At 70.2% G+C, this 22,873-nt stretch carries 18 protein-coding genes and 1 tRNA gene; 9 read left to right on the top strand and 10 right to left on the bottom strand.

The features are described 5' to 3' along the window. The first annotated feature begins 128 nt into the window (after positions 1-128). Genes LPN01_RS11585 through LPN01_RS11575 form a run of 3 tightly spaced genes read left to right on the top strand, consistent with a single transcriptional unit; the run spans position 129 to position 4,155 of the window. Positions 129-2,603: a TIM-barrel domain-containing protein gene (locus LPN01_RS11585; RefSeq protein ID WP_262828574.1), complete on the top strand. Its 2,475-nt coding sequence runs from the start codon at positions 129-131 to the stop codon at positions 2,601-2,603. 38 nt (positions 2,604-2,641) lie between these two features. After that, complete coding sequence (locus LPN01_RS11580) at positions 2,642-2,953, top strand: polyhydroxyalkanoic acid system family protein (protein WP_262828573.1); 312 nt, start codon at positions 2,642-2,644, stop codon at positions 2,951-2,953. 59 nt (positions 2,954-3,012) lie between these two features. Next, the gene (locus LPN01_RS11575) at positions 3,013-4,155 is read left to right on the top strand and encodes a metallophosphoesterase (RefSeq protein WP_262828572.1); all 1,143 of its coding nucleotides are present in this window, start codon (positions 3,013-3,015) and stop codon (positions 4,153-4,155) included. 9 nt (positions 4,156-4,164) lie between these two features. On the opposite strand, the gene fghA is transcribed toward LPN01_RS11575, so the two are convergent. Genes fghA through LPN01_RS11555 form a run of 4 tightly spaced genes read right to left on the bottom strand, consistent with a single transcriptional unit; the run spans position 4,165 to position 7,418 of the window. Beyond that, positions 4,165-5,001 (bottom strand): S-formylglutathione hydrolase, encoded by an 837-nt coding sequence (gene fghA, locus LPN01_RS11570; RefSeq protein WP_262828571.1) that lies wholly within the window; start codon positions 4,999-5,001, stop codon positions 4,165-4,167. Further along, a complete protein-coding gene (gene purU / locus LPN01_RS11565; RefSeq protein ID WP_262828570.1) occupies positions 4,998-5,873 on the bottom strand; it encodes a formyltetrahydrofolate deformylase in 876 nt (291 codons plus the stop codon). Before purU ends, fghA begins: the two co-directional genes overlap by 4 nt. Then, entirely contained in the window at positions 5,873-6,256 is a 384-nt protein-coding gene (locus LPN01_RS11560) for a VOC family protein (RefSeq protein WP_262828569.1), read from the bottom strand. Before LPN01_RS11560 ends, purU begins: the two co-directional genes overlap by 1 nt. 40 nt (positions 6,257-6,296) lie before the next feature. Continuing rightward, positions 6,297-7,418, bottom strand: a complete 1,122-nt coding sequence (locus tag LPN01_RS11555; RefSeq protein WP_262828568.1) for an S-(hydroxymethyl)glutathione dehydrogenase/class III alcohol dehydrogenase — start codon at positions 7,416-7,418, stop codon at positions 6,297-6,299. Between the two features lie 110 nt (positions 7,419-7,528). Between LPN01_RS11555 and LPN01_RS11550 the strand changes: the two genes are divergently transcribed. Continuing rightward, on the top strand, positions 7,529-8,674 hold the full coding sequence (locus tag LPN01_RS11550; RefSeq protein ID WP_262828567.1) for a DUF1624 domain-containing protein: 1,146 nt from the start codon (positions 7,529-7,531) through the stop codon (positions 8,672-8,674). A gap of 170 nt (positions 8,675-8,844) precedes the next feature. Then, positions 8,845-9,366, top strand: a complete 522-nt coding sequence (locus LPN01_RS11545) for a DUF1993 family protein (RefSeq protein WP_262828566.1) — start codon at positions 8,845-8,847, stop codon at positions 9,364-9,366. A 349-nt stretch (positions 9,367-9,715) separates the two neighbouring features. On the opposite strand, the gene LPN01_RS11540 is transcribed toward LPN01_RS11545, so the two are convergent. Both LPN01_RS11540 and LPN01_RS11535 read right to left on the bottom strand, forming a co-directional pair. After that, positions 9,716-9,790: transfer RNA gene (locus tag LPN01_RS11540), tRNA-Glu, on the bottom strand. A 50-nt stretch (positions 9,791-9,840) separates the two neighbouring features. Further along, entirely contained in the window at positions 9,841-11,214 is a 1,374-nt protein-coding gene (locus LPN01_RS11535; protein ID WP_262828620.1) for a class II 3-deoxy-7-phosphoheptulonate synthase, read from the bottom strand. Positions 11,215-11,377: 163 nt separating this feature from the next. Between LPN01_RS11535 and LPN01_RS11530 the strand changes: the two genes are divergently transcribed. Further along, positions 11,378-12,367, top strand: coding sequence for a M48 family metallopeptidase (locus tag LPN01_RS11530; RefSeq protein ID WP_262828565.1), 990 nt, complete (start codon positions 11,378-11,380; stop codon positions 12,365-12,367). Between the two features lies 1 nt (position 12,368). On the opposite strand, the gene LPN01_RS11525 is transcribed toward LPN01_RS11530, so the two are convergent. The 3 genes from LPN01_RS11525 to LPN01_RS11515 are packed head-to-tail and all read right to left on the bottom strand — an operon-like array spanning position 12,369 to position 15,686. Then, positions 12,369-13,307, bottom strand: a complete 939-nt coding sequence (locus tag LPN01_RS11525) for a D-2-hydroxyacid dehydrogenase (RefSeq protein ID WP_262828564.1) — start codon at positions 13,305-13,307, stop codon at positions 12,369-12,371. Beyond that, complete coding sequence (gene cysS / locus LPN01_RS11520) at positions 13,304-14,731, bottom strand: cysteine--tRNA ligase (protein WP_262828563.1); 1,428 nt, start codon at positions 14,729-14,731, stop codon at positions 13,304-13,306. Before cysS ends, LPN01_RS11525 begins: the two co-directional genes overlap by 4 nt. A gap of 40 nt (positions 14,732-14,771) precedes the next feature. Then, the gene (locus LPN01_RS11515) at positions 14,772-15,686 is read right to left on the bottom strand and encodes an intradiol ring-cleavage dioxygenase (protein WP_262828562.1); all 915 of its coding nucleotides are present in this window, start codon (positions 15,684-15,686) and stop codon (positions 14,772-14,774) included. A 191-nt stretch (positions 15,687-15,877) separates the two neighbouring features. Here LPN01_RS11515 and uxuA point away from each other — a divergent pair, with 191 nt between their 5' ends. Continuing rightward, positions 15,878-17,053, top strand: coding sequence for a mannonate dehydratase (uxuA, locus tag LPN01_RS11510; RefSeq protein ID WP_262828561.1), 1,176 nt, complete (start codon positions 15,878-15,880; stop codon positions 17,051-17,053). A 275-nt stretch (positions 17,054-17,328) separates the two neighbouring features. Here the strand turns inward: uxuA and LPN01_RS11505 are convergent, their stop codons facing one another. Continuing rightward, positions 17,329-17,838 carry a MucR family transcriptional regulator gene (locus tag LPN01_RS11505; protein ID WP_262828560.1) on the bottom strand — a complete coding sequence of 170 codons (510 nt, stop codon included), beginning with the start codon at positions 17,836-17,838 and terminating at the stop codon, positions 17,329-17,331. A gap of 298 nt (positions 17,839-18,136) precedes the next feature. Here LPN01_RS11505 and nhaA point away from each other — a divergent pair, with 298 nt between their 5' ends. Both nhaA and LPN01_RS11495 read left to right on the top strand, forming a co-directional pair. Continuing rightward, on the top strand, positions 18,137-19,543 hold the full coding sequence (gene nhaA, locus LPN01_RS11500) for a Na+/H+ antiporter NhaA (RefSeq protein WP_262828559.1): 1,407 nt from the start codon (positions 18,137-18,139) through the stop codon (positions 19,541-19,543). A 61-nt stretch (positions 19,544-19,604) separates the two neighbouring features. Further along, complete coding sequence (locus tag LPN01_RS11495; RefSeq protein WP_262828558.1) at positions 19,605-22,790, top strand: PAS domain S-box protein; 3,186 nt, start codon at positions 19,605-19,607, stop codon at positions 22,788-22,790. The last annotated feature ends 83 nt before the right edge of the window (positions 22,791-22,873 follow it).

The following is a 22,873-nucleotide window of genomic DNA, read 5'->3' as shown; positions in this document are numbered from 1 at the left end:
CCACCCCGATCCGGCGCATGCGCGGGCCGCATGCGCCAGCCCTGCATACGTATGCCTGCGTCCGTTCGATTGACGCCGCCGGAACGACTGCGCACAGCCTTGTCGACAAGACCGGGAGAGACACGACCATGCGCGCCACCACGCTGCTGGCAATGACCGCCGTTGCCACGATCGCCATGCCCGCCGCCGTCCGCGCGCAGGTGACGCCGCGGCCCGACGGGGCGGAGGCGCGACAGGGACAGGCGATCGTCCGCGTCGTCGCGCTGACCGACAGCATCCTGCGCGTCCGCATCGGCCGCGACGGCGCGATGCCCGAGGACGCGAGCTGGGCGGTCGATCGCGCGACGCGGGCGCGCTCGGTCGCCGTCACCCCCGCCGCCGACGGCTTCGCGACCAAGGCCGTCCGCGTCCGCTTCGGCGCCGACGGCGGGCTGCGTGTCGAGGATCTCGCCGGGCACGTCATCTCCGCCGACACCGGCCCGGTCCGCTTCGACGGCAAGGCCTTCACGCTCGCCAAGGCGATGCCGCAGGGCGAGCATTATTTCGGCATGGGCGACAAGACCGGCGGGCTCGACCGGCGCGGCAAGACCTTCGTCGACTGGAACACCGACGCATTCGGCTTCACCGGCGGCGAGGACCCGATCTACAAGTCGATTCCCTTCTTCATCGGGGTCGGCGGCGAGGGCGGCAGCTATGGCCTGTTCCTCGACAATACGTGGCGGACGTGGTTCGATTTCGGCCATCGCGACGACCGGACGCTCGCCTTCGGCGGCCCCGACGGCCCGATCGATTATTATCTGATCGCCGGCCCGACCACCGCGGACGTCGTGCGCCGCTATACCGACCTGACCGGCAAGGCGCCGCTGACCCCGCGATGGGCGCTCGGCTACCAGCAGTCGCGCTACAGCTACATGAGCGCGGACGAACTGCGCGCCGTCGCCGCGCGGCTGCGGCAGGAGCGGGTGCCGACCGACGTGCTGTGGCTGGACATCGATTTCCAGGATCGCAACCGCCCCTTCACCGTCGACAAGAACGCCTTCCCCAACCTCAAGGGCCTGATCGGCGACATGAAGGGGCAGGGGTTCAGGGTCGTGACGATCACCGACCTGCACGTCGCCAAGGCGGAGGGGCAGGGCTATGCCCCGTATGACAGCGGGACGCGGACCGACGAATTCGTCCACCGCGCCGACGGATCGACCTATGTCGCGCCGGTGTGGCCGGGGCCGTCGGTGTTCCCCGACTTCACGCAGGCGAAGACGCGGGTTTGGTGGGGCGACCTGTTCGCCGACCAGGTGCGGATGGGCGTCGCCGGCGCGTGGAACGACATGAACGAGCCGGCGATCTTCGAAACCCCGACCAAGACGATGCCCGACGACGTCGTCCACCGGATCGTCAGCGACGATTTCGGGCGCCGCACCGCGACACACGCCGAGATCCACAACGTCTATGGCATGGAGAACACGCGCGCGACCTACGACGGGCTGCGCCGCCTCGCCCCCGACGAGCGCGCCTTCGTGATGACTCGCGCCAGCTATGCCGGCGGCCAGCGCTATTCGGTGACGTGGACCGGCGATAACCTCGCGACCTGGGATCACCTCAAGCTGTCGGTGCAGCAGATCATCAACCTCGGCCTTTCCGGCTTTTCCTACGGTGCCGCCGACGTCGGCGGCTTCGCCGGCGGTCCTAGCGCGGACCTGCTGACCCGCTGGTTCCAGATCGGCGCCTTCTATCCCGTCTTCCGCGATCACAGCGCCAAGGGCACGCCGCGCGCCGAGCCGTGGGTGGACGGACCCGAACATCTCGCCATCCGTCGCCGCTTCGTCGAGGAACGCTACCGGCTGATGCCGTATCTGTACGCGCTGGCCGAGCAGAATGCGCGGACCGGCGATCCGATCCTGCGCCCGGTCTTCTACGATTATCCCGCGGCGATGCGGATGAGCTGCGACCAGTCGTGGACGTTCACGCTCGGCCGTTCGCTGCTGGTCGCGCCGTCGCCCAGTCCCGAACAGCCGCGCGACTATGACGTCTGCCTGCCGGCGGGGGGCTGGTACGATTACTGGACCGGCCAGCGCGCCGGCGTGCCGCAGCAACAGGCGGGGCCGGGGCAGATCCAGTCGGCGACGCAGGCGACCGGCGTCGCGACGGTGCTCGGCGACCGGGTGACGGTCACGCCCCGGATCGACACGCTGCCGGTGTTCGTGCGCGCCGGCACCATCCTGCCGCGCCAGCCGCTGGTCCAGTCGACCGCCGAAGTACCCAACGGCCCGTTGCAGCTCGACGTCTATCCGGGCGAGGATTGCCGCGGCGACCTCTACGCCGACGACGGCCATTCGATGGCGTTCACCCGCGGCGGCTTCCTGCGCCAGGCGGTGACGTGCCGGATGACCGACAACGGCATGACGATCGCCTTCGGCGCGCGCACCGGCCGGTTCGCGCCGTGGTGGAAGCAGATCCGCATGGTCGTGCACGGCTGGCAGGGCGCGGGCGTGGTGTCCGCCGGCCGCCGCGCCGTCGCGGCGCAGGGCGATGCGGCGGCGGGTACGCTGAGCTTCACATTGCCCGACCAGCGCAAGGCCGGCGACGTGACGCTCGCGCGGCAGTAAGGCCGCCCCCTCCCACGGACCGAGGCCGAAAGACGACCATGGCGACCATTCCCTTCGACATTCCCCACGATCTCGGCCGCGACGAGGCACGCCGCCGGATCGAGGCCGGGTTGCCGAAGCTCGCCCAGCATATCCCCGGCGGCGGCACCGTCGATGCCGACTGGACCGGCCCCGACACGCTGGCGCTCGCCATCGTCGCGATGGGACAGCGGGTCGCGGTCGACATGACGGTGGCCGCGGCGTCCGTCGCCGGGACCGTCCGAGTGCCGATGATGCTCGCGATGATGTCGGGCCCGATCGCCGATTTCGTGCGGACGAGTGCGGAAAAGATGCTGGCCAGGCCCGCGTAGCGCTCGCCGGCGGCCCGACACATGCTGTAGGCGGCATCGCACGGGGACCGCGCCGCGCGATGCCGCCCCGCCGGAGACGCACGATTTTCCACCTGTTCTTTGCCCTGCCATGCCTGCTCGTGATCGCGCGCTGGCTGTGGCCGCTCGCGATGTCGACCGAATGGAAGTTGGCGGCGGCGGTGCTGCTGGTCGTCGCGTCGCAATTCCACCTGTGGAGCCGGCTGTCGTCGGGATCGGTGTTCGCACCCGAGTTTCCGCGCGTCCTCGTCGTCGCGTTCAACTGGGCGTTCGGCGCGATCCTGTTCCTTGCGCTGATGCAGCTGGTGCTCGACCTCGCGACGCTGGTCGCCTGGCTGGTCCGGCAGCAGCCGATCGTGGTGCCCGACCGGCTGCGCTACGGGCTGGCGACGGTCGCGGCATCGCTGTCCGCGCTCGGCGTGGCGCAGGCGATGCGCGTGCCGCCGGTCGTCGATCTCGAGATCGCGGTCCGCGACCTGCCGCCGGCGTTCGATGGCTACCGGCTGCTCCAGCTGACCGACCTGCACATCAGCCGCCTGTACCCCCAGCAGTGGACGCGGCGCGTCGTCGATCGCGCCAATGCCGCGGGGGCCGACCTGATCGTCGTCACCGGCGACTTCATCGACGGGTCGGTCGCGATGCGCCGCGACGACGTCGCGCCGCTGCGCGACCTGCGGGCGCCCGACGGCGTCTTTGCGATCCCGGGCAATCACGAATATTTCTTCAGCTACCCCGACTGGATGGCGCACCTCACCGGCCTTGGCATGCGGATGCTGCCCAATGCGCATGCCGTCCTGACCCGCGGGGCGGCGCAGCTCGTCGTCGCCGGCGTCACCGATTTGTCGGCGCGTGCGGCGGGACAGCCGGGGCCGGATCTCGCCGCCGCGCTGTCGGGCGCTCCCGGCGGAGCGCCGGTCATCCTGCTCGACCATCAGCCGCGCGATGCGCGCCGCGCCGCCGCGCGCGGGGTCGCGATCCAGCTGTCGGGCCATACCCATGGCGGCATGATCCTGGGGCTCGACCGGATCGTGGCACGGACGAACGGCGGCTTCGTCTCGGGCTTCTACCCGGTCGACGGCATGGCGCTCTACGTCAGCAACGGCACCGCGCTGTGGCCGGGCTTCGCGCTGCGGCTGGGCCGGCCGTCGGAGATGACGCGGATCACGCTGCGCACCCGCCGATAGGCGCGCGAGTCAGGCCAGACGGGCGGCGTGCCACGCGAGGTGATCCGCCATGAAGGTCGCGACGGTGTAATAGCTGTGGTCGTATCCCGGCTGCATCCGCAGCGTCAGGTCGATCCCCGCCGCGCGGCACGCGTCGGCGAGCCGCTCCGGCTGCAATTGCGGTGCGAGGAAGGCGTCGTCGGTGCCCTGATCGACCAGCAGCGCGGGCAGGCGCGCGCCGTCCTCGATCAGCGCGACCGCGTCATGCGCGCGCCACGCCGCGCGGTCGTCGCCCAGATAGCCGGCGAGCGCCTTCTGCCCCCAGGGTACCTGCGTCGGCGCGACGATCGGCGCGAACGCCGACACCGCGCGGAACCGGTCGGGACAGGTCAGCCCGATCGTCAGCGCGCCATGTCCCCCCATCGAATGGCCCATGATCGACTGCCGCGTCATGTCGCCGGGAAAATGCGCGGCGACCAGCGCCGGCAGTTCGTCGGTGACGTAGGTCCACATGCGGAAATGCCGGTCCCAAGGGGCCTGCGTCGCGTCGACGTAGAAGCCCGCACCCTGGCCGAAATCCCAGGCGGGATCGTCCGCGACGCCTTCACCCCGCGGCGAGGTGTCCGGCGCGACGAAGATCAGGCCGAGCTCCGCGCAGGCGCGGCGGTATTCGCCCTTGTCGGTGACGTTGACGTGGGTGCACGTCAGGCCCGACAGATACCAGACGACGGGCAGCGTCGCGCCAGCCGCGTGCGGCGGCACATAGACCGAAAAGGTCATCGGCGTGCCCGTCGCGCGCGATGCGTGCGTGTAGACCCCCTGCGTCCCGCCGAAGGCGCGCGCCATGGACACCGTGTCGATCGTCATCGGAATACCACCGTCCTGTTGCCGTTGAGGAAGACCCGCCGTTCGCCGACCCAGGCGACGGCGCGCGCGAGCACCTGCGATTCGATGTCCCGCCCGATCCGGATCAGGTCGTCGACGCCGGCGCGATGGTCGACGCGCTCCACCGCCTGTTCGATGATCGGCCCTTCGTCGAGGTCCGAGGTGACGAAATGCGCGGTCGCGCCAATCAGCTTGACGCCGCGGGCATGCGCACGGTGATACGGGCGGGCGCCCTTGAAGCCGGGCAGGAAGCTGTGGTGGATGTTGATGCAGCGCCCCGCGAGCGCCGCGACCAGATCACGGCCGAGCACCTGCATGTACCGCGCGAGGATCAGGTAATCGGCGCGCGTCGCGGCGACCAATGCCGCTATCGCGGCCTCCTGCGCATCGCGCAGGTCGTCGGTCACCGGCAAATGGTGCCACGGCAGCCCGTGCCATTCGACCAGCGGACGCAGCGCGTCGTGGTTGGACACCACGCCGACGATCTCGACCGGCAGCGTGCCGGTCTGCCGGCGGTGAAGCAGGTCGTTGAGGCAGTGCGACCCCTTCGACACCGCGATCAGTACGCGCGGCCGGTCGTCCGCGGCGTGAAGGCGCCAGTCGAACCCCAAGGCATCCGCGACCGGGGCCAGGACCGCGCGCACCGCCGCGGGGTCGCCGGGAAAGCGCGCGCCGCCGCCGCCGAAGACGACGCGCATGAAGAAGCGCCCCGTCTCCAGATCGGCATATTGCTGGCTGTCGAGGATGAACCCGTCGATTCCCGCCAGCGCCCCCGATACCGCGGCCACGATGCCGACGCGATCCTCGCACGTCAGCGTGAGCACCAGTGCCGCAGGCGAGGCGGGATCGCGCATCAGGCCGCGATGCGGTGCATCGCGCACACCTTGTTGCCCGCCGGATCGCGCAGATAGGCGAGGTAGAGCGGGCCGAACGGCGACTGGCGCACGCCGGGCGCGTCCTCGATCGCGGTGCCGCCGGCGGCGATGCCCGCGGCGTGCCAGGCGTCGGCGGCCTCCGCCGACGGCGCGGCGAATCCGACGGTGCCGCCGTTGGCGTGGCAGGCGGGCTCGCCGTTGATCGGCCGGCTTAGCATCAGGATGCCGTCGGCGTGCATATAGGCGGTGCGCCCCGCCGGATCCGAGCGGCCCGGGGGCACGCCCAATGCCCCGAGCGCGGCGTCGTAAAAGGCCCTGGACGCATCCATATCGTCGGTGCCGAGCATGATGTGACTGAACATGGTCTTCTCTCCTGTTATAATTTTTCCGGGGCGCGGGGGATCAGTAGATCACCACCGACCGGATGCTGGTCCCGGCATGCATCAGGTCGAAACCGCGGTTGATTTCGTCCAGCGTCAGCCGGTGGGTAATCATCGGGTCGATCTGGATCATGCCGTCCATGTACCAGTCGACGATCTTCGGCGTATCGGTCCGTCCGCGCGCGCCGCCGAACGCGGTGCCGCGCCAGTTGCGCCCGGTGACCAGCTGGAACGGGCGGGTGCTGATCTCCGCGCCCGCCTCGGCCACGCCGATCACCACGCTCGTCCCCCAGCCGCGGTGGCAGCATTCGAGCGCCTGGCGCATCACGTCGGTGTTGCCGGTCGCGTCGAAGCTGTAGTCGGCGCCGCCGTCGGTCAGCGCGACGATATGCGCGACGATATCGCCCCCCGGCACCGAGGATGCGTCGCGGGGATTGGCGAAATGGGTCATGCCGAACCGGCGGCCCCAGTCCTCGCGATCGGGGTTGATGTCGACCCCCACGATCATCTTCGCGCCCGCCAGCTTCGCGCCCTGGATCACGTTGAGGCCGATGCCGCCGAGCCCGAACACGACGACGGTGTCGCCGGGTTGCACCTTCGCGGTATGGACCACCGCGCCGACGCCGGTGGTGACGCCGCACCCGACGTAGCAGCTGGTGTCGAACGGCGCGTCCTTGCGGATGGACGCCACCGCGATCTCGGGCAACACGGTGAAGTTCGAAAAGGTCGAACAGCCCATGTAGTGGAAGATCGGCTGCCCCCTGTAGCTGAAGCGCGTCGTGCCGTCGGGCATCAGCCCCTTGCCCTGCGTCGCGCGGATCGCCGTGCACAGGTTGGTCTTGCCGCTCAGGCACGACTTACATTGGCGGCATTCGGGGGTGTAGAGCGGGATGACGTGGTCACCGACCGCCACGCTGGTGACGCCGGCGCCGATCTCGCGCACGATGCCGGCGCCCTCGTGGCCCAGCACGCTGGGGAACAGCCCCTCGCTGTCGAGGCCGTCGAGCGTATAGGCATCGGTGTGGCAGATGCCCGTCGCCATGATCTCGACCAGCACCTCGCCGGCGCGGGGGCCTTCGAGGTCGAGTTCGACGATCTCGAGCGGCTGTTTCGCGGCGAACGCGACGGCGGCGCGGGTCTTCATGGATCGGGCTCCGGTTGACGTGGCCGATCGCGGTACCGCCGGACCGCCACCCGACGCAAGCGCCGCCGATGGGTTGATCGCAGTGAGATAACATATCATAGGGCGCGGCCATGACCCGCGTGCAGCCCGCCATCACCATGCCGTCCGGCGCAACCTCCGCGGCGGCGATGCCGCCGGGGGCACGGATCGCCTCGATCGACGGGCTGCGCGGGCTGGTCATGCTGCTGATGCTGGTCGACCATACGCGCGAAACCTTCTTCATCGGACATCAGGTCGCCGACCCGATGGACCTGACCACGACGCCGCCCGGCCTGGTCTTCACGCGGCTGGCGGCGCACCTGTGCGCACCGATATTCGTCGCGCTGACCGGGATCGCGGCGTGGCTGTACGGGCAGGGCAGGCCCGCCGCCGCGACCGCCGGCTTCCTGCTCCGGCGCGGGCTGTTCCTGATCGTGCTCGAAGTGACCGTCGTCGGCTTCGGCTGGAGCTTCGTGCTTCCCCCGCCGATGGTGTTCCTCCAGGTGATCTGGGCGATCGGCTGGTCGATGATCTCGCTGGCGGCGCTCGTGCACCTGCCGCGCGGATGGATCGCGGCGATCGGCGCGGCGATCGTCATCGGCCACAATGCGCTCGATCCGATCGCCTTCGCGGCCGGTTCGCCGGGCCATGTGCCGTGGGCGATCCTGCACGACCGCGGCATCATCGACCTGTGGCCGGGGACGCGGGCGCGGACGTCCTACCCGCTGCTCCCCTGGATCGGCGTCATCGCGCTGGGCCATGCGATCGGCCCGTGGTTCGCCGCCCGCCGGGCGCGGCGGCTGGCGCTGCTCGGCATCGCGCTGCTCGCCGCCTGCTGCGTCCTGCGCGGGATCAACGGCTATGGCGATCCGACGCCATGGCGCATCGGCCCGACCGCGCTCGCCACGGTCATGGGGTTCCTGAACCTCACCAAATATCCGCCATCGCTCGATTTCCTGTTGCTGACGCTGGGGGTGGGGGCGCTGCTGCTGGCGGCATGGCCGGCGCGGGGCGGTCGCTGGCTGTCGGTGCTCGGGGGTGCGCCGCTGTTCTTCTACGTCCTGCACATCTACGCGCTGCATCTGCTGCGCCTCGCCACCGCGCGGTTCGGCGAGGTGCCGTCGGTCGGCTGGCTATGGCTGATCGCTGCCGCGATGACGCCGCCGCTCTGGCTGGCGACGCGCTGGTTCGCCGCCCGCAAGCGCACCAGCCGGCGCTGGTGGATGCGCTATCTGTAGCGACCGGAGCCCGCCGGGGTCCGGTGACCGAGCGCGGCCCGGTACGATCGCGCCGGAGGGGCCGGCCGCGGGCCCGGGCGGCGGAACCCGCTCGCGGCGTTTTGCCGTCCGGGCGTGGACCGGACCCACGGGACGCGGCATAACGGCACTCCAGCCAGCGGAGCCGTGACATGACATTCTCCCTCTATGACGCCGTCGTGCCCTCCAACCTCCAGATCCTGGCCGCGCTCGACCGCCTGCTCGACAAGGCGGCGGCATTCTGTGCGGAGCGGGGCGAGGCGGATGCCGACCTGATCGACGCGCGCCTCGCACCCGACATGCTGCCGTTCGGCTATCAGGTGAAGTCGTGCGCGGTGCATTCGATCGGCGGGATCGAGGGGGTGCGGGCCGGCGCCTTTTCCCCCGACCGGTCCGCGTGGCCGACCGATTTCGAGGGCCTGCACGCCCTCCTGCAATCGGCGATGACGCGCCTCGCGGCGTTCGATCGCGACACGGTCGATGCGCTGGCGGACAGCGACACCCACTTCGCGATCGGCGAGACGCGGATGCCCTTCACCGGGGCGAATTTCCTGCTCTCCTTTTCGCAGCCCAACTTCTATTTCCACGCGACGACCGCCTATGCGATCCTGCGGGCGCGGGGGGTGAAGCTCGGCAAGCGGGACTTCCTGGGCATTCCACGCACCAAGGGCTAGACCGCGTCGTCGCACGCCGTCGGGCCGACTACGTTGCTCAAAACACTGTACCGCCCGACATGGCACCGTCGCTGCATCGGCACGCGGCCACGCCGCGTCCCACCGCCGGCAGTCATGATAGAGGGTGGAGATGGATTGCCGGGTGACGCGAACGGCGCGCGTCCGGCATGGCGTTGCGCAAGCGGACCGGCGGACACGGTGAGTGCGTCAGGCGATCTCCCCCCGGCCGCGGTCATGCGTGGCTGCGACCGCTTCACCGTATCCGGACGCCGCAATGCGGCGGGCAAACGACCGCGGTCGTGGCAAACGACGGGACGCCACGGACGGCGCGACATAAAATCTGAAACGCTGGTGACCCCTACGAGAATCGAACTCGTGCTTACGCCGTGAGAGGGCGTCGTCCTAACCGCTAGACGAAGGGGCCATGCTGTGCGGAAGCGGGCGATTAGCCGCCCGCTTCCGCTGCGTCAAGCGTCAGGCCGCAACCTTTTTGCGCTCCGCCATCTCGGCGTTGAGCATCTCTGCGAGCAGGAAGGCGAGCTCCAGGCTCTGCCCGGCGTTGAGGCGCGGGTCGCAATGCGTGTGATAGCGGTCGGCGAGCGATTGCTCGGTCACGTCGATCGCGCCGCCGGTGCATTCGGTGACGTTCTGGCCGGTCATCTCGGCATGGATGCCGCCCGCGTGCGTGCCCTCGGCGCGATGCACCGCGAAGAAGCCGCGCACCTCGGCGAGGATGCGGTCGAACGGGCGCGTCTTGTAGCCGGTCACCGCCTTCACCGTGTTGCCGTGCATCGGGTCGCAGCTCCACACCACCGGATGCCCCTCGCGCGTGACGGCGCGGACCAGCCGGGGCAGCGCGCTTTCGATCTTGTCGAAGCCATAGCGGGTGATGAGCGTCATCCGCCCCGGGATGCGGCCGGGATTGAGCGTGTCGAGCATCCGCAGCAGCGCGTCGGGATCGAGGCTCGGCCCGCACTTCACGCCGATCGGATTGCCGATCCCGCGCAGGAACTCGACATGCGCCGATCCCTCGAAGCGGGTCCGGTCGCCGATCCACAGGAAATGCGCGGAGGTGTCGTACCAGTCGCCGGTCAGCGAATCCTGCCGGGTCAGCGCCTGTTCGAACGGCAGCAGCAGCGCTTCGTGGCTGGTGTAGAAATGCGTCTGCGCCAATTGCGGCACGGTTTCGGGGTCGATCCCGCACGCCGCCATGAATTCCAGCGCCTCGCCGATCCGGTCGGCGGTCTCGGCATATTTCTTCGACCACGGGCTGCGGCCCATGAAGTCGTGCGTCCAGCGATGGACCTGATGCAGGTTGGCATAGCCGCCCTGCGCGAAGGCGCGCAGCAGGTTGAGCGTCGCCGCCGACTGCGAATAGGCGCGGATCATCCGCTGCGGATCGGGGATCCGGCTTTCCGCGGTGAAGGCGATGTCGTTGACGTTGTCGCCGCGGTAGCTCGGCAGCTCGACACCGTCGATCGTCTCGTTGGGGGCGGAGCGCGGCTTGGCGAACTGGCCCGCCATCCGGCCCAGCTTCACCACCGGCAGCTTCGACGCATAGGTCAGCACCACCGCCATCTGGAGGATGACGCGGAACGTGTCGCGGATGTTGTTGGCGCTGTGTTCGGCGAAGGATTCGGCGCAGTCGCCGCCCTGGAGCAGGAACGCCTCGCCCTCGGCGACCTTCGCCAGTTCGGCGGTCAGGTTGCGCGCCTCGCCGGCGAAGACCAGCGGCGGAAACGTCCCGAGCGTGTCGGTCGCGCGGGTCAGCGCGGCGGCGTCGGGATAGTCGGGAAGCTGGCGGGCCTCGGCCGTGGTCCAGCTGTCGGGGGCCCAGTTCGCGGCCATGATGATGTCGTCCTTCGGGGTATAAACGCGCCGCGACATGCGCCCAAATCGGCCTTTGCGCAATGAAGGAACGCTTGGGGACGGTATCCCCCCGGGATCCGGACGGAAAATGCGGCGGGCGGGTTGTTCCGCGTTCAGCGGCGCTGGCCTACAGGCGGTGGCCATGACGATCGCCCCCCGATTCCCCGCCGCCGTCCTGCTGGCACTGACCCCCGTCGCCGGCCTGGCGCAGGACACCGCCGCGACGTTCGACGCGCTGCGCACGGTCGATGCGCGCATGGCGGCGATCGCCTATCGCCTGACCACCGCCAACGCCGCATTGTGCCGGGACCGGGCGCCGACGCCGGGCTGGGCGATCCACGCGCTCGGCCAGTACGATCCCGCCCTGCGCGATCAGGCGCGGCGCAGCTTCGGGTTCGAGGCGCCGATCGCGGTCGAGGCGGTGGTGCCCGGGTCGCCCGCCGCCGCCGCAGGCGTACGCGCCAACGATTCGATCGTCTCGGCCGACGGCCGGTCGCTGGGCGCGCCGCCGCCGGCGAGGGGCTCGAACAGCGCCGCGCGCGATGCCGCCTTCGACGCGATCGCCGCGCTGCCCGCCGACCGTCCGCTCGACATCGTGCTGCGTCGCGACGGCCGCACCCGAACGGTACAGATCGCCGCGTCGCCCGGCTGCCGCAGCGCGTTCGAGGTGCTGCTGGGCCCGGGGATGGAGGCGTCCGCCGACGGCCGGAACGTCCAGATCGGGGTGCGCTTCTTCGAACGCTATTCGGACGACGAGATCGCGGTGGTCGTCGCGCACGAACTCTCGCACAACATCCTGCACCATGCGACGCGGCTCGACGCCGCCGGGGTCAAGCGCGGCCTGCTCGCCGAGGTCGGGCGCAACGGCCGGCTGTTCCGGCTGACCGAGGATCAGGCGGACCTGCTCGGGGTGCACCTGCTCCGCAACGCGGGTTACGATCCGCAGATCGCGGTGCGTTTCTGGCGCGACCATGGCGGCGACGTCGACGGCGGCCTGTTCCGCAGCCGCACGCACCCGTCCTCGTCCGCCCGCGCGAAGGCGATCGAGGCAGAGATCGCGCGCCTCCCCGCGGGCGCGCCCAAACCCTATGCGCCGCCGCTGGTCGCAGAAGCGGACCGGCCGCTCGATTAGGTCAATAGCCCGCGTCGAGGTCCGCGACGTTGCGCATCGACGCGCCGGCGACGAAGGCGCGGGCATTGTCGAGGAACAGCGCCGCACCGCGCTGGAACATCTTGGTCTGGCTGCGGCCCGACAGGTGCATCGAGATCATGCAATTGGGCGCGGTCCACAACGGGTGGCCCGGCGGCAGCGGCTCGGGATCGGTCGGGTCGAGGAACGCGCCCGCGATGCCGCCGTCGGCGAGCGCCGCCAGCAGTGCCGCCTCGTCGATCATGTCGCCGCGCGCGATGTTGATGAGCCATGCGGTGCGGCGCATCGCGGCGATCTCCTGCGGACCGATCAGCGCCCTGGTGGCGTCGGTCGACGGCGCCGCCAGGATCACCCAGTCGAAGTCCCCGATGTGCGCGGCCCAGGCACCGGGCGTCAGCGTGCCGTCCCGACCCGAGCGGGTGACGCCGGTCACCGCGACGCCGAACGCCGCCAGCCGCTCGCCGATCAGCCGGCCGATCGTGCCGTAGCCGACGACGAGCGCACGCGTGTCAGCCAGTTCCACCTTGCCCGGCGCATCCGTCAGCCAGTCCTGTCGGTCCGCCGCGCGCAGCACGATGTCGAAGCGTTTCGCCGCCGCCAGCACGCCCAGCACCGCATATTCGGCGACCGCGACCGCGTTGATCCCGGCGCCGTTGGTCACCGTCACCCCGCGCGCGCGCAGCAGGTCGAGCGGAAAGGCGTCGAGCCCCGCATAGATCGTCGAAACCCAGCGCAAATGCGGTCCCGCCGCCCGGATCGCGTCCGCCACCAGCGCCGTCGGCTGCATGTCGACCCAGGCGATCTCGGCATCGGCGATCATCGCCTTCGCCTCGTCGGGCGAGGCGAACCACGCCGGCTCGATGCCGACGGGCAAATGCGGTTCGAGCAGGCCGCGCGCGATCGCGGGGAGTACCGCCTTCATATCGTGACCTTCCAGTCCCAGCCCAGCGGATCGCCGTCCATCACCTCGACGCCCAGCGCCGCCAGTTCGTCGCGGATCGCGTCCGATCGCGGAAAATCCTTCGCCGCGCGCGCCGCGCGCCGTTCCTCCAGCCGTGCGGCGATCCCGGCGTCGTCGATGCCGGCCCGTGCCGGCCGCACCCGCAGGTCCTCGCGCGCCAGCGTCAGCAGGCCGAGGCCCAGCACCGCGTCGAAATCGGCGAGCGCGGCCAGCCGGTCGGCGGGCGCGATACGCTTGTCGGCGAGCATCTCGTCGAGCACCGGCAGCGCCTTGGGGGTGTTGAGATCGTCGGACAGCGCCGCGTCGAGCCGCTCGGCGTAGGGCGCCGCCGTGGCCGCGCCTTTGCTGTCTCCGCGCGCGCGCAATGCCGCGACGGTCTGCACCAGCCGCTTCAGCCGGGTCTGCGCCGCCGCGAGGTTTTCCCACGAGAATTCCAGCTCGCTGCGGTAATGCGCCTGAAGGCACATCAGCCGATAGGCGAGCGGATGGAAACCGCGCTCGACCAACGTCGCCAGCGTCAGGAACGCGCCCGACGATTTCGACATCTTGCCGGTGCGGTCGACCAGGAAGTTGTTGTGCATCCACAGCGTCGCGCCGGTGTCGGCGGTGCCGCCATAGGCCTGGTTCTGCGCGATCTCGTTGGGATGGTGGATCTCGCGATGATCGATGCCGCCGGTGTGGATGTCGAAATGGTCGCCCAGATACCGGCGGCTCATCACCGAACATTCGAGATGCCAGCCCGGCGCGCCGCGACCCCATGGGCTGTCCCATTCCATCTGGCGATGTTCGTCCGGGCCGCTGGTCCGCCAGATCGCGAAATCGGCGGCGTGGCGCTTGCCGGCGACCGCGTCGATCCGCGCCTCGGCCGGGCCGTCGGCGTGGGTGCCCGCCAGCCGGCCGTAATCGGGGACGGTCGACGTGTCGAAGTACAGGCCGTCGGGCAGGCGATAGCAATGCCGCTCCGCGATCGCCTCGCCGAACGCGATCATGCCGGGGACATGGTCGGTCGCCAGCGGAAAATGCGCCGGGTCGCGGACGTTGAGGTCCTTGAGGTTCGCCTTGAACGCCTGCGTATAGTGCGCCGCCACCGCCCAGATGTCGCGCCCGCTCGCCTTCGCGGCGGCCTCCATCTTGTCGTCGCCGGAATCGGCGTCGCTGGTCAGGTGGCCGACATCGGTGATGTTGATGACATGGGTCAGGCCATAGCCCTTCCATGTCAGCGTCCGCCCCAGCGTATCGGTGAACAGATAGGCCCGCAGGTTGCCGAGGTGCGCATAGTGATAGACCGTCGGTCCGCACGAATAGATGCGCACGTTGGCGGGATCTGCGGGGACGAACGGCTCGGCGGAGCGGGTCAGGCTGTTGTAGAGCGTCAGCGGCGTCATGGCCGCCGCCTTAGCCCGCCGCCGCCGTCGCCGCCAAGGGTTACCGCGCGAGGCCGATCGTCGCGCTCCCGACATAGCCGTCGGTGACGTTCCCGGTCAGCACCGGCGTCTGCTGCGCGATCTGCGCGGCGCTGTTGTCGCCGAACACCATGTCGCTCGCCAGCGTGACGCGGGCGAGGTTGGCGGCGCTCGCCGGATAGGTGGTCGTGTCGGTATAGACCGCGGCGCACACCGCCGCCGGCAGCGCCAGCTGCGACACCAGCGAGGCGTAGCGGCCCCCGGTGGCGGTCGCCAGCGTCGAGAACACCTCGAAATGCACGTGCGGCCAGCGCCCCGAATAGCAGCCGGGGACGATCAGGGTGAAGGTCGCCTGGCCGTTGGCATCGGTGACCTGGATACCGCGCAGGTAGCTTTCCGCGGCGGCGGTATAGAGCGAATAATTGCCCGACCGGTCGCAGCACCAGACGTAGACCGCATAGCCCGCCAGCGGTGCGCAGGTCGCGTTGACGTTCACCACGGTCAGCGTCAGCGTCAGCTTGACCCCCGTCGCCACCGTCGTCGTGCCGAGGAAGCTCGACCGGATATCGCTGCGCACGATGCCGCTGGCGGTGAGCGCGTTGCTGGTCGATCCCGACGCGGTGTTGGTGCCGTCGGCAGGATAGGGGCCGTTGGTCTCGGTCGGATCGACGATGCACCCGCTCGCCGTTGCGGTCGCGGTGGGCGTCGGGGTGGGCGTGGGCGTGGCGGTCGGGGCGGGCGTCGCGGTGCCGCTGACCACCGCGACGCTCCCGGCGTCCGTGCCGCTGCCGCCGCAACCGGTGACCAGCGCTGCGGTGCCGGCGCCGGCGAACCATCGCAGCGCGCGGCGGCGGCCCAGCATCGCCGTCAGCAGCGGCAGGTCGTCGGCGAGGCCGTGGCCATGGGGTTCGGAGGTGTGAGGTCGTGGTGCAGGCATGATCGCGTCTCCCGGCGTGTCGGCATCGGTCATCGCGCAGATGGATCACGGCAATATGTCTGGATCGGCCGTGATGTTGCGGCCATGTTGCAACCTCCCCCGCATGGCGCGGGCGGTTGCCGGCGCGGCGCGGCGCGGGCTATCGGATCGTACGACCGGGCGATCCGGCAAGGCTGGACGGGGACCGCAGGATGACTTTGTTGCAGACGTTGCGCTGGTTCGGGCCCGATGATCCCGTGCGCCTGTCGGACATCCGCCAGTCCGGCGCGACCGAAGTGGTGACCGCGCTGCACGAGATCCCGAACGGCGCGGTCTGGCCCGAGGCCGCGATCGCCGAACGGCGCGCCAAGATCGCGGCGGCCGGGCTCGGCTGGACCGTCGTCGAGAGCCTGCCGGTGCACGAGGGCATCAAGACCCGCGGTCCCGACTGGGATCGCCTGATCCACGCCTATCGCGAGAGCCTGCGCAACCTCGCCGCCTGCGGCATAACGACCGTCACCTACAATTTCATGCCGCTGCTCGACTGGACGCGCACCGACCTCGGCTGGGAACTGCCCGACGGCGCCCGCGCGCTGCGCTTCGAGGCGGTCGCGCTCGCTGCCTATGACATCCACATCCTGCGCCGGCCCGACGCGGCGCGCGATTACGACGCGCGCGTCGTCGCGGCGGCGGACGCGCGCTTTGCGGCGATGTCCGCGGACGAGCGACGGGCGCTGGAGCGCACGATCATCGCCGGCCTGCCGGGCAGCGAGGAGAGCTTCAGCTCGCCGCAATTCCTCGCGGCGATCGGCACCTATGCGGGGATCGACGCCGATGCCCTGCGCGCCAATCACGTCGCCTTCCTGCGCGCGGTCTGTCCGGTCGCCGACGCGCTCGGCATCCGGCTGGTCGTTCATCCCGACGACCCGCCGTTCGCGCTGTTCGGCCTGCCACGCGTGGTGAGCGACGAGGCGGACCTCGCGCAGCTGTTTGCCGCGGTCCCCAATCCGTCCAACGGGCTGTGCTTCTGCACCGGGTCGCTCGGCGTGCGCGCCGACAACGACCTGCCCGGCATGGTCGCCCGGCTGGGCAGCCGGATCGGCTTCCTGCACCTGCGCTCGGTCCAGCGGGAACCCGACGGCGCGTTCCACGAGGCCGAACACCTCGGCGGCGACGCCGACATGGCGGCGGTGATGACCGAGGTCGTGCGCCTCTATCGGCGCGAACGCCGGACCGTGCCGATGCGTCCCGATCATGGCCACCAGATGCTCGACGACCTCGATCGCCGCACCAATCCGGGCTATTCGCTGCTCGGCCGGATGCGCGGCCTCGCTGAGCTGCGCGGGCTGGAACGCGGCATCGCCCATGCGCTGGACCACGCCGGCTGACACAGGCGCCCGCTAGAGAGGGCTCGACGAATAGGAGGGCGCATGTCCTGCACCGATGGTCGGGACGTCCCCGACGAGGGCGGGGCGCCCGGCCGGCTCATGCCATCGGCACAGCGGCGGCGGAGGCTGGCACTGCCTACTCCCGTCGCAATCGAGGCAGCGAGGCCGGCCAGCCGGAGCACGACGCGCTGCGGCAAGCGCTGGATCCGCAACTCCCGGCGCCGGGACGGCGGCCGGTTCGGGCGAACGAACGCCCGAACCGTCGCGTCATGGGCCTATTCGGCGCCCAGCGTTTCCTTGGCGGCCTGCAACGCGGCCTTGCCGCCCTTGCGAACCGTACCGACGGCGTCGCCGGCGGCGCGCTCGACCTTCTCGCCCGCCTTGCGGCCGAGGCCGATCGTCTTCGCCATCGCGCTGCGGCTCTCGCTGTACGACGGGGCGACCATCGGATAGTCCGGACGCAGGCCGTAGCGCTGGCGATATTCCTCCGGCGTCAGGCCGTTGGTCGACAGGTGGCGGCGCAGCGTACGATAGGGCTTGCCGTCGATCATCGAGATGATGTGATCGCGCGACGCGAGCGACTTGCGCACCGACACCGCGGGCGTGTGGTCCTGCATCGCCTGTTCCGGCTCCGCGGCGGCCGGGCTGGCCAGCTTGCCGACGGCGGCATACATGGATTGCAGGAAGCCCGGTACGTCGTCGGCCGACGTACGGGTGTTGGGATTGCTCAGCCACGCGATGGTAAGTTCGGTGGCAAGCTCGACCGGATTGATCTCGGTGTTCATGGGGACTCGCTTTTTCGGACGTAAAGAAACCGGCCATTGGGGGATAGCCGGCCTGCCTCTCTTGGCTTTATTTGCTCCGAAAGTCCAAGCGGCATTTTGCGGCGACGTGATCGGTTCAATAGATTGAACATTGCGGCGTGCATCGTCTGTTGTCCCGCTTCGGCTTTAGTATCGGAACAAATAACGACTGCCGAAACGGGTCCGTCCGCCGCGGGCGTCGGGTCATGGACATCGCGTCATAGCGGAACGTTGCCGCGCCACAGCCGTATCCTAATGTCAAAGAAGGACAATTTTGCCCATGGGGCTGACTCCACGCCTGTCCGGCCGCGTCGCTGCCCGGGCGCATCATTCGCCGGCAGCGGCGCTGCTGCAAAAGATCGAGCCGTTCTTCGCCATCGGCCAGGTGTCGGGCGGGCCGCTGATGATCGCGACGATCGTCGCGCTGATCGTCGTCAATTCGCCATGGGGGGCGGACTGGATCCGGCTGTGGGACCGGCCGCTGCGGATCAGCTACGGCGCCTGGGCGGTAGCGCGCCCGCTCGCCGAATGGGTCAACGATGCACTGATGCCGCTCTTCTTCCTCATCATCGGGACGGAGGTGAAGCGCGAATTCGTCAAGGGATCGCTGGCGACGCTGCGCACCGCGGTGTTTCCGCTCGCGGGCGCGATCGGCGGGCTGGTCGTGCCGATCGCGATCTTCGTCGGCTTCACCCACGGCACGCCGGCGCAGCACGGCTGGGGTGTCGTCGCGGCGATGGATACCGCGTTCAGCCTCGCGATCGTCGCGATGTTCACCACCCGCCTGCCGCCGGCGGTGCGCGCGGTCCTGCTCGCCTTCGCCGCGATCGACGACGTGTTCGGCCTGCTGGTGATCGCGGTCGCCTATACCTCGGCCTTCCACCCCTGGTTCCTGTTCGTCGCCGGCGCCGCCTATGCCGGGATCGTGGTGCTGCTGCGGCTGCGCTGGGTCGCGCCGATCCCTTATGTCCTGCTCGGCGGCGTCGTATGGGTCGGCGTGTTCGGATCGGGCGTGCATCCGACCATCGCCGGCGTCGCCGTCGGCCTGTTGCTGCCGACGCGGTCGCGGTTGTCGGAAGAGGGCTTCGCCGAGCGCGTGCAGCGCCCCGTCGACCAGTTCAAGGCCGCCCATGCCGCCGCCGCGCGCGCCGACGACGATACCGAGGCCGAAGAAGCGCATGAGGTCGCACAGCAGCGCCTCGGCTATATCCACGAAATGGCCGCCGCGACCGACGAGGCCGCGGAGCGGCTGGTACGCATCCTGACCCCGTGGGTGTCCTACATCGTGCTGCCGCTGTTCGCGCTGTCGAACGTCCGCATCCACCTGTCCCCGGCGCTGATCGCGGAGGCGGTGCAGGCGCCGCTCGCCGCGGGGGTCGCGCTCGGCCTGATCCTCGGCAAGCCGCTCGGTTTCCTCGGTGCGACGTGGCTGGCGACCCGGCTCGGCGCCGCGACGCTGCCCGACGGCGTCGGCTGGCGGATGGTGCTGGGCATCGGCGGCGTCGCCGGGATCGGCTTCACCATCTCGCTGTTCATCGCCGAACTGGCCTTCACCGATCCGCTGCTGAGCGAGCAGGCGTCGCTGGCGATCCTGTTCGCCTCGATCGTGTCGGGCGTGCTGGGGTATGCGGTTTTCTGGAAGGTCGCCGCGCCGCCCGGAGAGACGGCGGACAGGGCCGCCGATTAGGTCAGGTGCACGCCGGCGAGGCCATGGCGTCGTCACGGCAACCCGGCTATGTTACTGGCAGATGAACGAAATTCCTGTTCTTTCAGAACGCCGTAAGGCCGCCCTCGCGCATTACGACATCCTCGATACGCCGCGCGAGCCGGCGTTCGACGAGATCGCTTCGCTGGCGGCGGCGCTGTGCGGCACGCCGATCGCGGTCGTCAATTTCGTCGCCGACGATCGCCAGTTCTTCAAGGCGGAGGTGGGGCTGGGCGTCCGCGAGACGCCGCTCGAAACCTCGTTCTGCGTGCACGCGCTGCTCGGGGACAACATGCTGATCGTCCCGGACATGCGCGCCGACCCACGCTTCGCGGGCAATCCGCTCGTCGCGGGCGAGGCGCCGTTGCTCTTCTATGCCGGCGCGCTGCTGAAGACGCCCGAAGGCGTGCCGATCGGGACGCTGTGCGTGCTCGATCGCCGGCCGCGTACGATCGACCCGGTCCAGCAACAGGCGCTGACCGTCCTCGCGCGCCAGGTCGTCACCACGCTGCAACTCCGCCGTGCCGCCGCCGTCGCCGCGGCGGAACACGCCCGCCATCGCGCGATCGTCGACAGCGCGAGCGACTTCGCGATCGTCGTGACCGCGCTGGACGGCACGATCACCGACTGGAGCGCGGGGGCCGCGACGATCTTCGGCCGCGCCGGGGACGCGATGGTCGGCCAGCCCGTCGCGACGATCTTCACCGCGGAGGACCGCGCCGCCGGCGTGCCGGATCGCGAGATGGCGATCGCGCTGCGCGAGGGACGGGCCGACGACGAACGCTGGCTGGAACGCGGCGACGGCAGCCGTTTCTGGGCGAGCGGCGAGATGTCGCCGCTGCGCGACCCCGGTGGCCGGCCGGTCGGCTTCGTCAAGATGCTGCGCGACCGCACCGGTCAGCACCGCACGATCCAGGCATTGTCGCGCGCGCAGACGCAGCTGCGCTGGGCGCAGGAAGCGGGCGGCGTCGGCGTGTTCGAGGTCGGATCGGACGGCATGCTGCATGGCACGCCCGAATTCGCCCGTTTGTACGGCGTCGATGCGGCGGAGGGGGTGCCGGCGGCCCTGTTCGAACGGCTGATCGTGGCGGAGGACCGTCACCTCGTCTCCGACCTCGCCTCGCGGGCTGCCGGCACCGCGCCGCTCGACGTCGAATATCGCATCCGCCGTGCGGACGACGGCGCGCTCCGCTGGATCGCGCGGCGCGGCCAGATCTTTCGCGATGCCGATGGCCGGCCGGTCCGCTTCGCCGGCGTCGCGCTCGACATCACCGACCGGCGGCAGGCGTCGGCCGCCATCGCTGCGGCGGAAGAGCGCTACAGCACCGTCATGGCGGCGATCGACGTCGGCTTCTGCGTCATCGAGCTGAAGTTCGACGACCATGGCACGCCGGTGGATTATCGCCTGGTCGAGGGCAATCCGGCGTTCGAACGCCAGACCGGCCTGACCGGCGCGATCGGACGCTGGGTCAGCGAGGTCGCGCCCGGGCTGGAGCCGCACTGGTTCGAACGCTACGGCCGCGTCGCCGCCACCGGCGAACCCGCCCATTTCGAAAATGCCGCCGAGGCGCTCGGCCGCTGGTACGACGTCCGTGCGTTGCGCATCGGCGCGCCGGAGGATCGCCGCGTCGCGGTGTTCTTCAGCGACATTTCCGACCGCAAGGCGATGGAGGACCGGCTGCGCGACCTCAACGCGACGCTCGCCGATCAGGTCGAGGCGCGGACGCAGGATCGCGACCGGATGTGGCGGCTGTCGAGCGACGTCATGCTCGTGGTCGGCTTCGATGCCCGGATCGAGGCGGTCAATCCGGCCTGGACGGACCTGCTCGGCTGGGCCGCCGAGGATCTGGTCGGCAGCGACATGCTGACGCTCGTCCACCCCGACGACGTCGTCGCCACGCGGGCCGAAATGGATGGGCTGCAGGCCGGCGTCCGGACGCTGCGCTTCGAAAACCGCTACCGCCACCGCGACGGGCACTACCTGTGGCTGTCGTGGACCGCGGTGCCCGACGACCGGTTCGTGCATGCGGTCGGGCGCGACATCACCGGCGAGCGCGAACAGGCGGCGGCGCTGGCACGGACGGAGGATGCGCTGCGCCAGGCGCAGAAGATGGAGGCTGTCGGCCAGCTCACTGGCGGGATCGCCCACGATTTCAACAATATGCTGACCGGCGTTATCGGCGGGCTCGACCTGATCGAGCGCAATTTGGCGATGAACCGCATGGACCGCGTCGCCCGCTACATCGATGCCGCGACCACCTCGGCCCAGCGCGCCGCGGCGCTGACCGCGCGCCTGCTCGCCTTCGGACGGCGCCAGTCGCTGGATCTGCAACCGACCGACGTCAACGCGCTCGTCGGCGGGATGGAGGACCTGCTCGGCCGCACGCTGGGTGAACAGATCGCGCTCGAGACGCGGCCCGCCACGCCGCTGTGGTCGGCGCGGACCGATGCGAACCAGCTCGAGAGCGCGCTGCTAAACCTGTGCATCAACGCCCGCGACGCGATGCCCGACGGCGGCACGCTGACGATCGAGACCGCGAACGTCGCGGTCGACGGCGGGCACGCGGACGATCACGCGACGGTCGCGCCCGGCGACTATGTCGTCCTGTCGGTGGCCGACACCGGCATCGGCATGTCCGACGCGACGCTGGCCAAGGTCTTCGAACCCTTCTTCACCACCAAGCCGGTGGGGCAGGGCACCGGGCTGGGCCTGTCGATGGTCTATGGCTTCGCGCGCCAGTCCGGCGGGCACGTCCGCATCGACAGCGCGGTCGGTCGCGGCACCGTGGTGCGCCTCTACGTCCCCCGCTTTCACGGCGAGGCGGCGCGCGTTGCCGAGGTGCGCCCGGCCGCGCCGGTCGGCGCCGGCGAGACCGTGATGATCGTCGAGGACGATTCCGCGGTGCGGCTCATCATCCTCGATGTGCTGGCGGAGCTCGGCTATCAGGCGATCGAGGCGGTGGACGCGCGCTCCGCGATCCCGATTCTCGAATCCGGCCGGCCGATCGACCTGCTCGTCACCGACGTCGGCCTGCCCGGCCTCAACGGACGTCAGCTCGCCGACATCGCCCGCCGGTCGCGCCCCGACCTGCGCATCCTGTTCGTCACCGGCTATGCGCAAAACGCCACCGTCCGCGCCGGCTTCCTCGACGAAGGCATGGAGATGATGACGAAACCCTTCGCGGTCGACGCGCTCGCCACGCGCATCCGGCAGATGCTGACCCGCTGATCGCGCGATGGGTGCGGCGCGGGCGGTTTCCTCCCGCCGCCCCGCTATGCTAGCAGGCGCCAAAACGACGACACTGGAGCGGA

Source organism: Sphingomonas sp. A2-49 (genome assembly GCF_025548555.1).
In the GTDB taxonomy this organism is placed as follows: domain Bacteria; phylum Pseudomonadota; class Alphaproteobacteria; order Sphingomonadales; family Sphingomonadaceae; genus Sphingomonas.
This window is presented reverse-complemented; position numbering and strand designations above follow the sequence as displayed.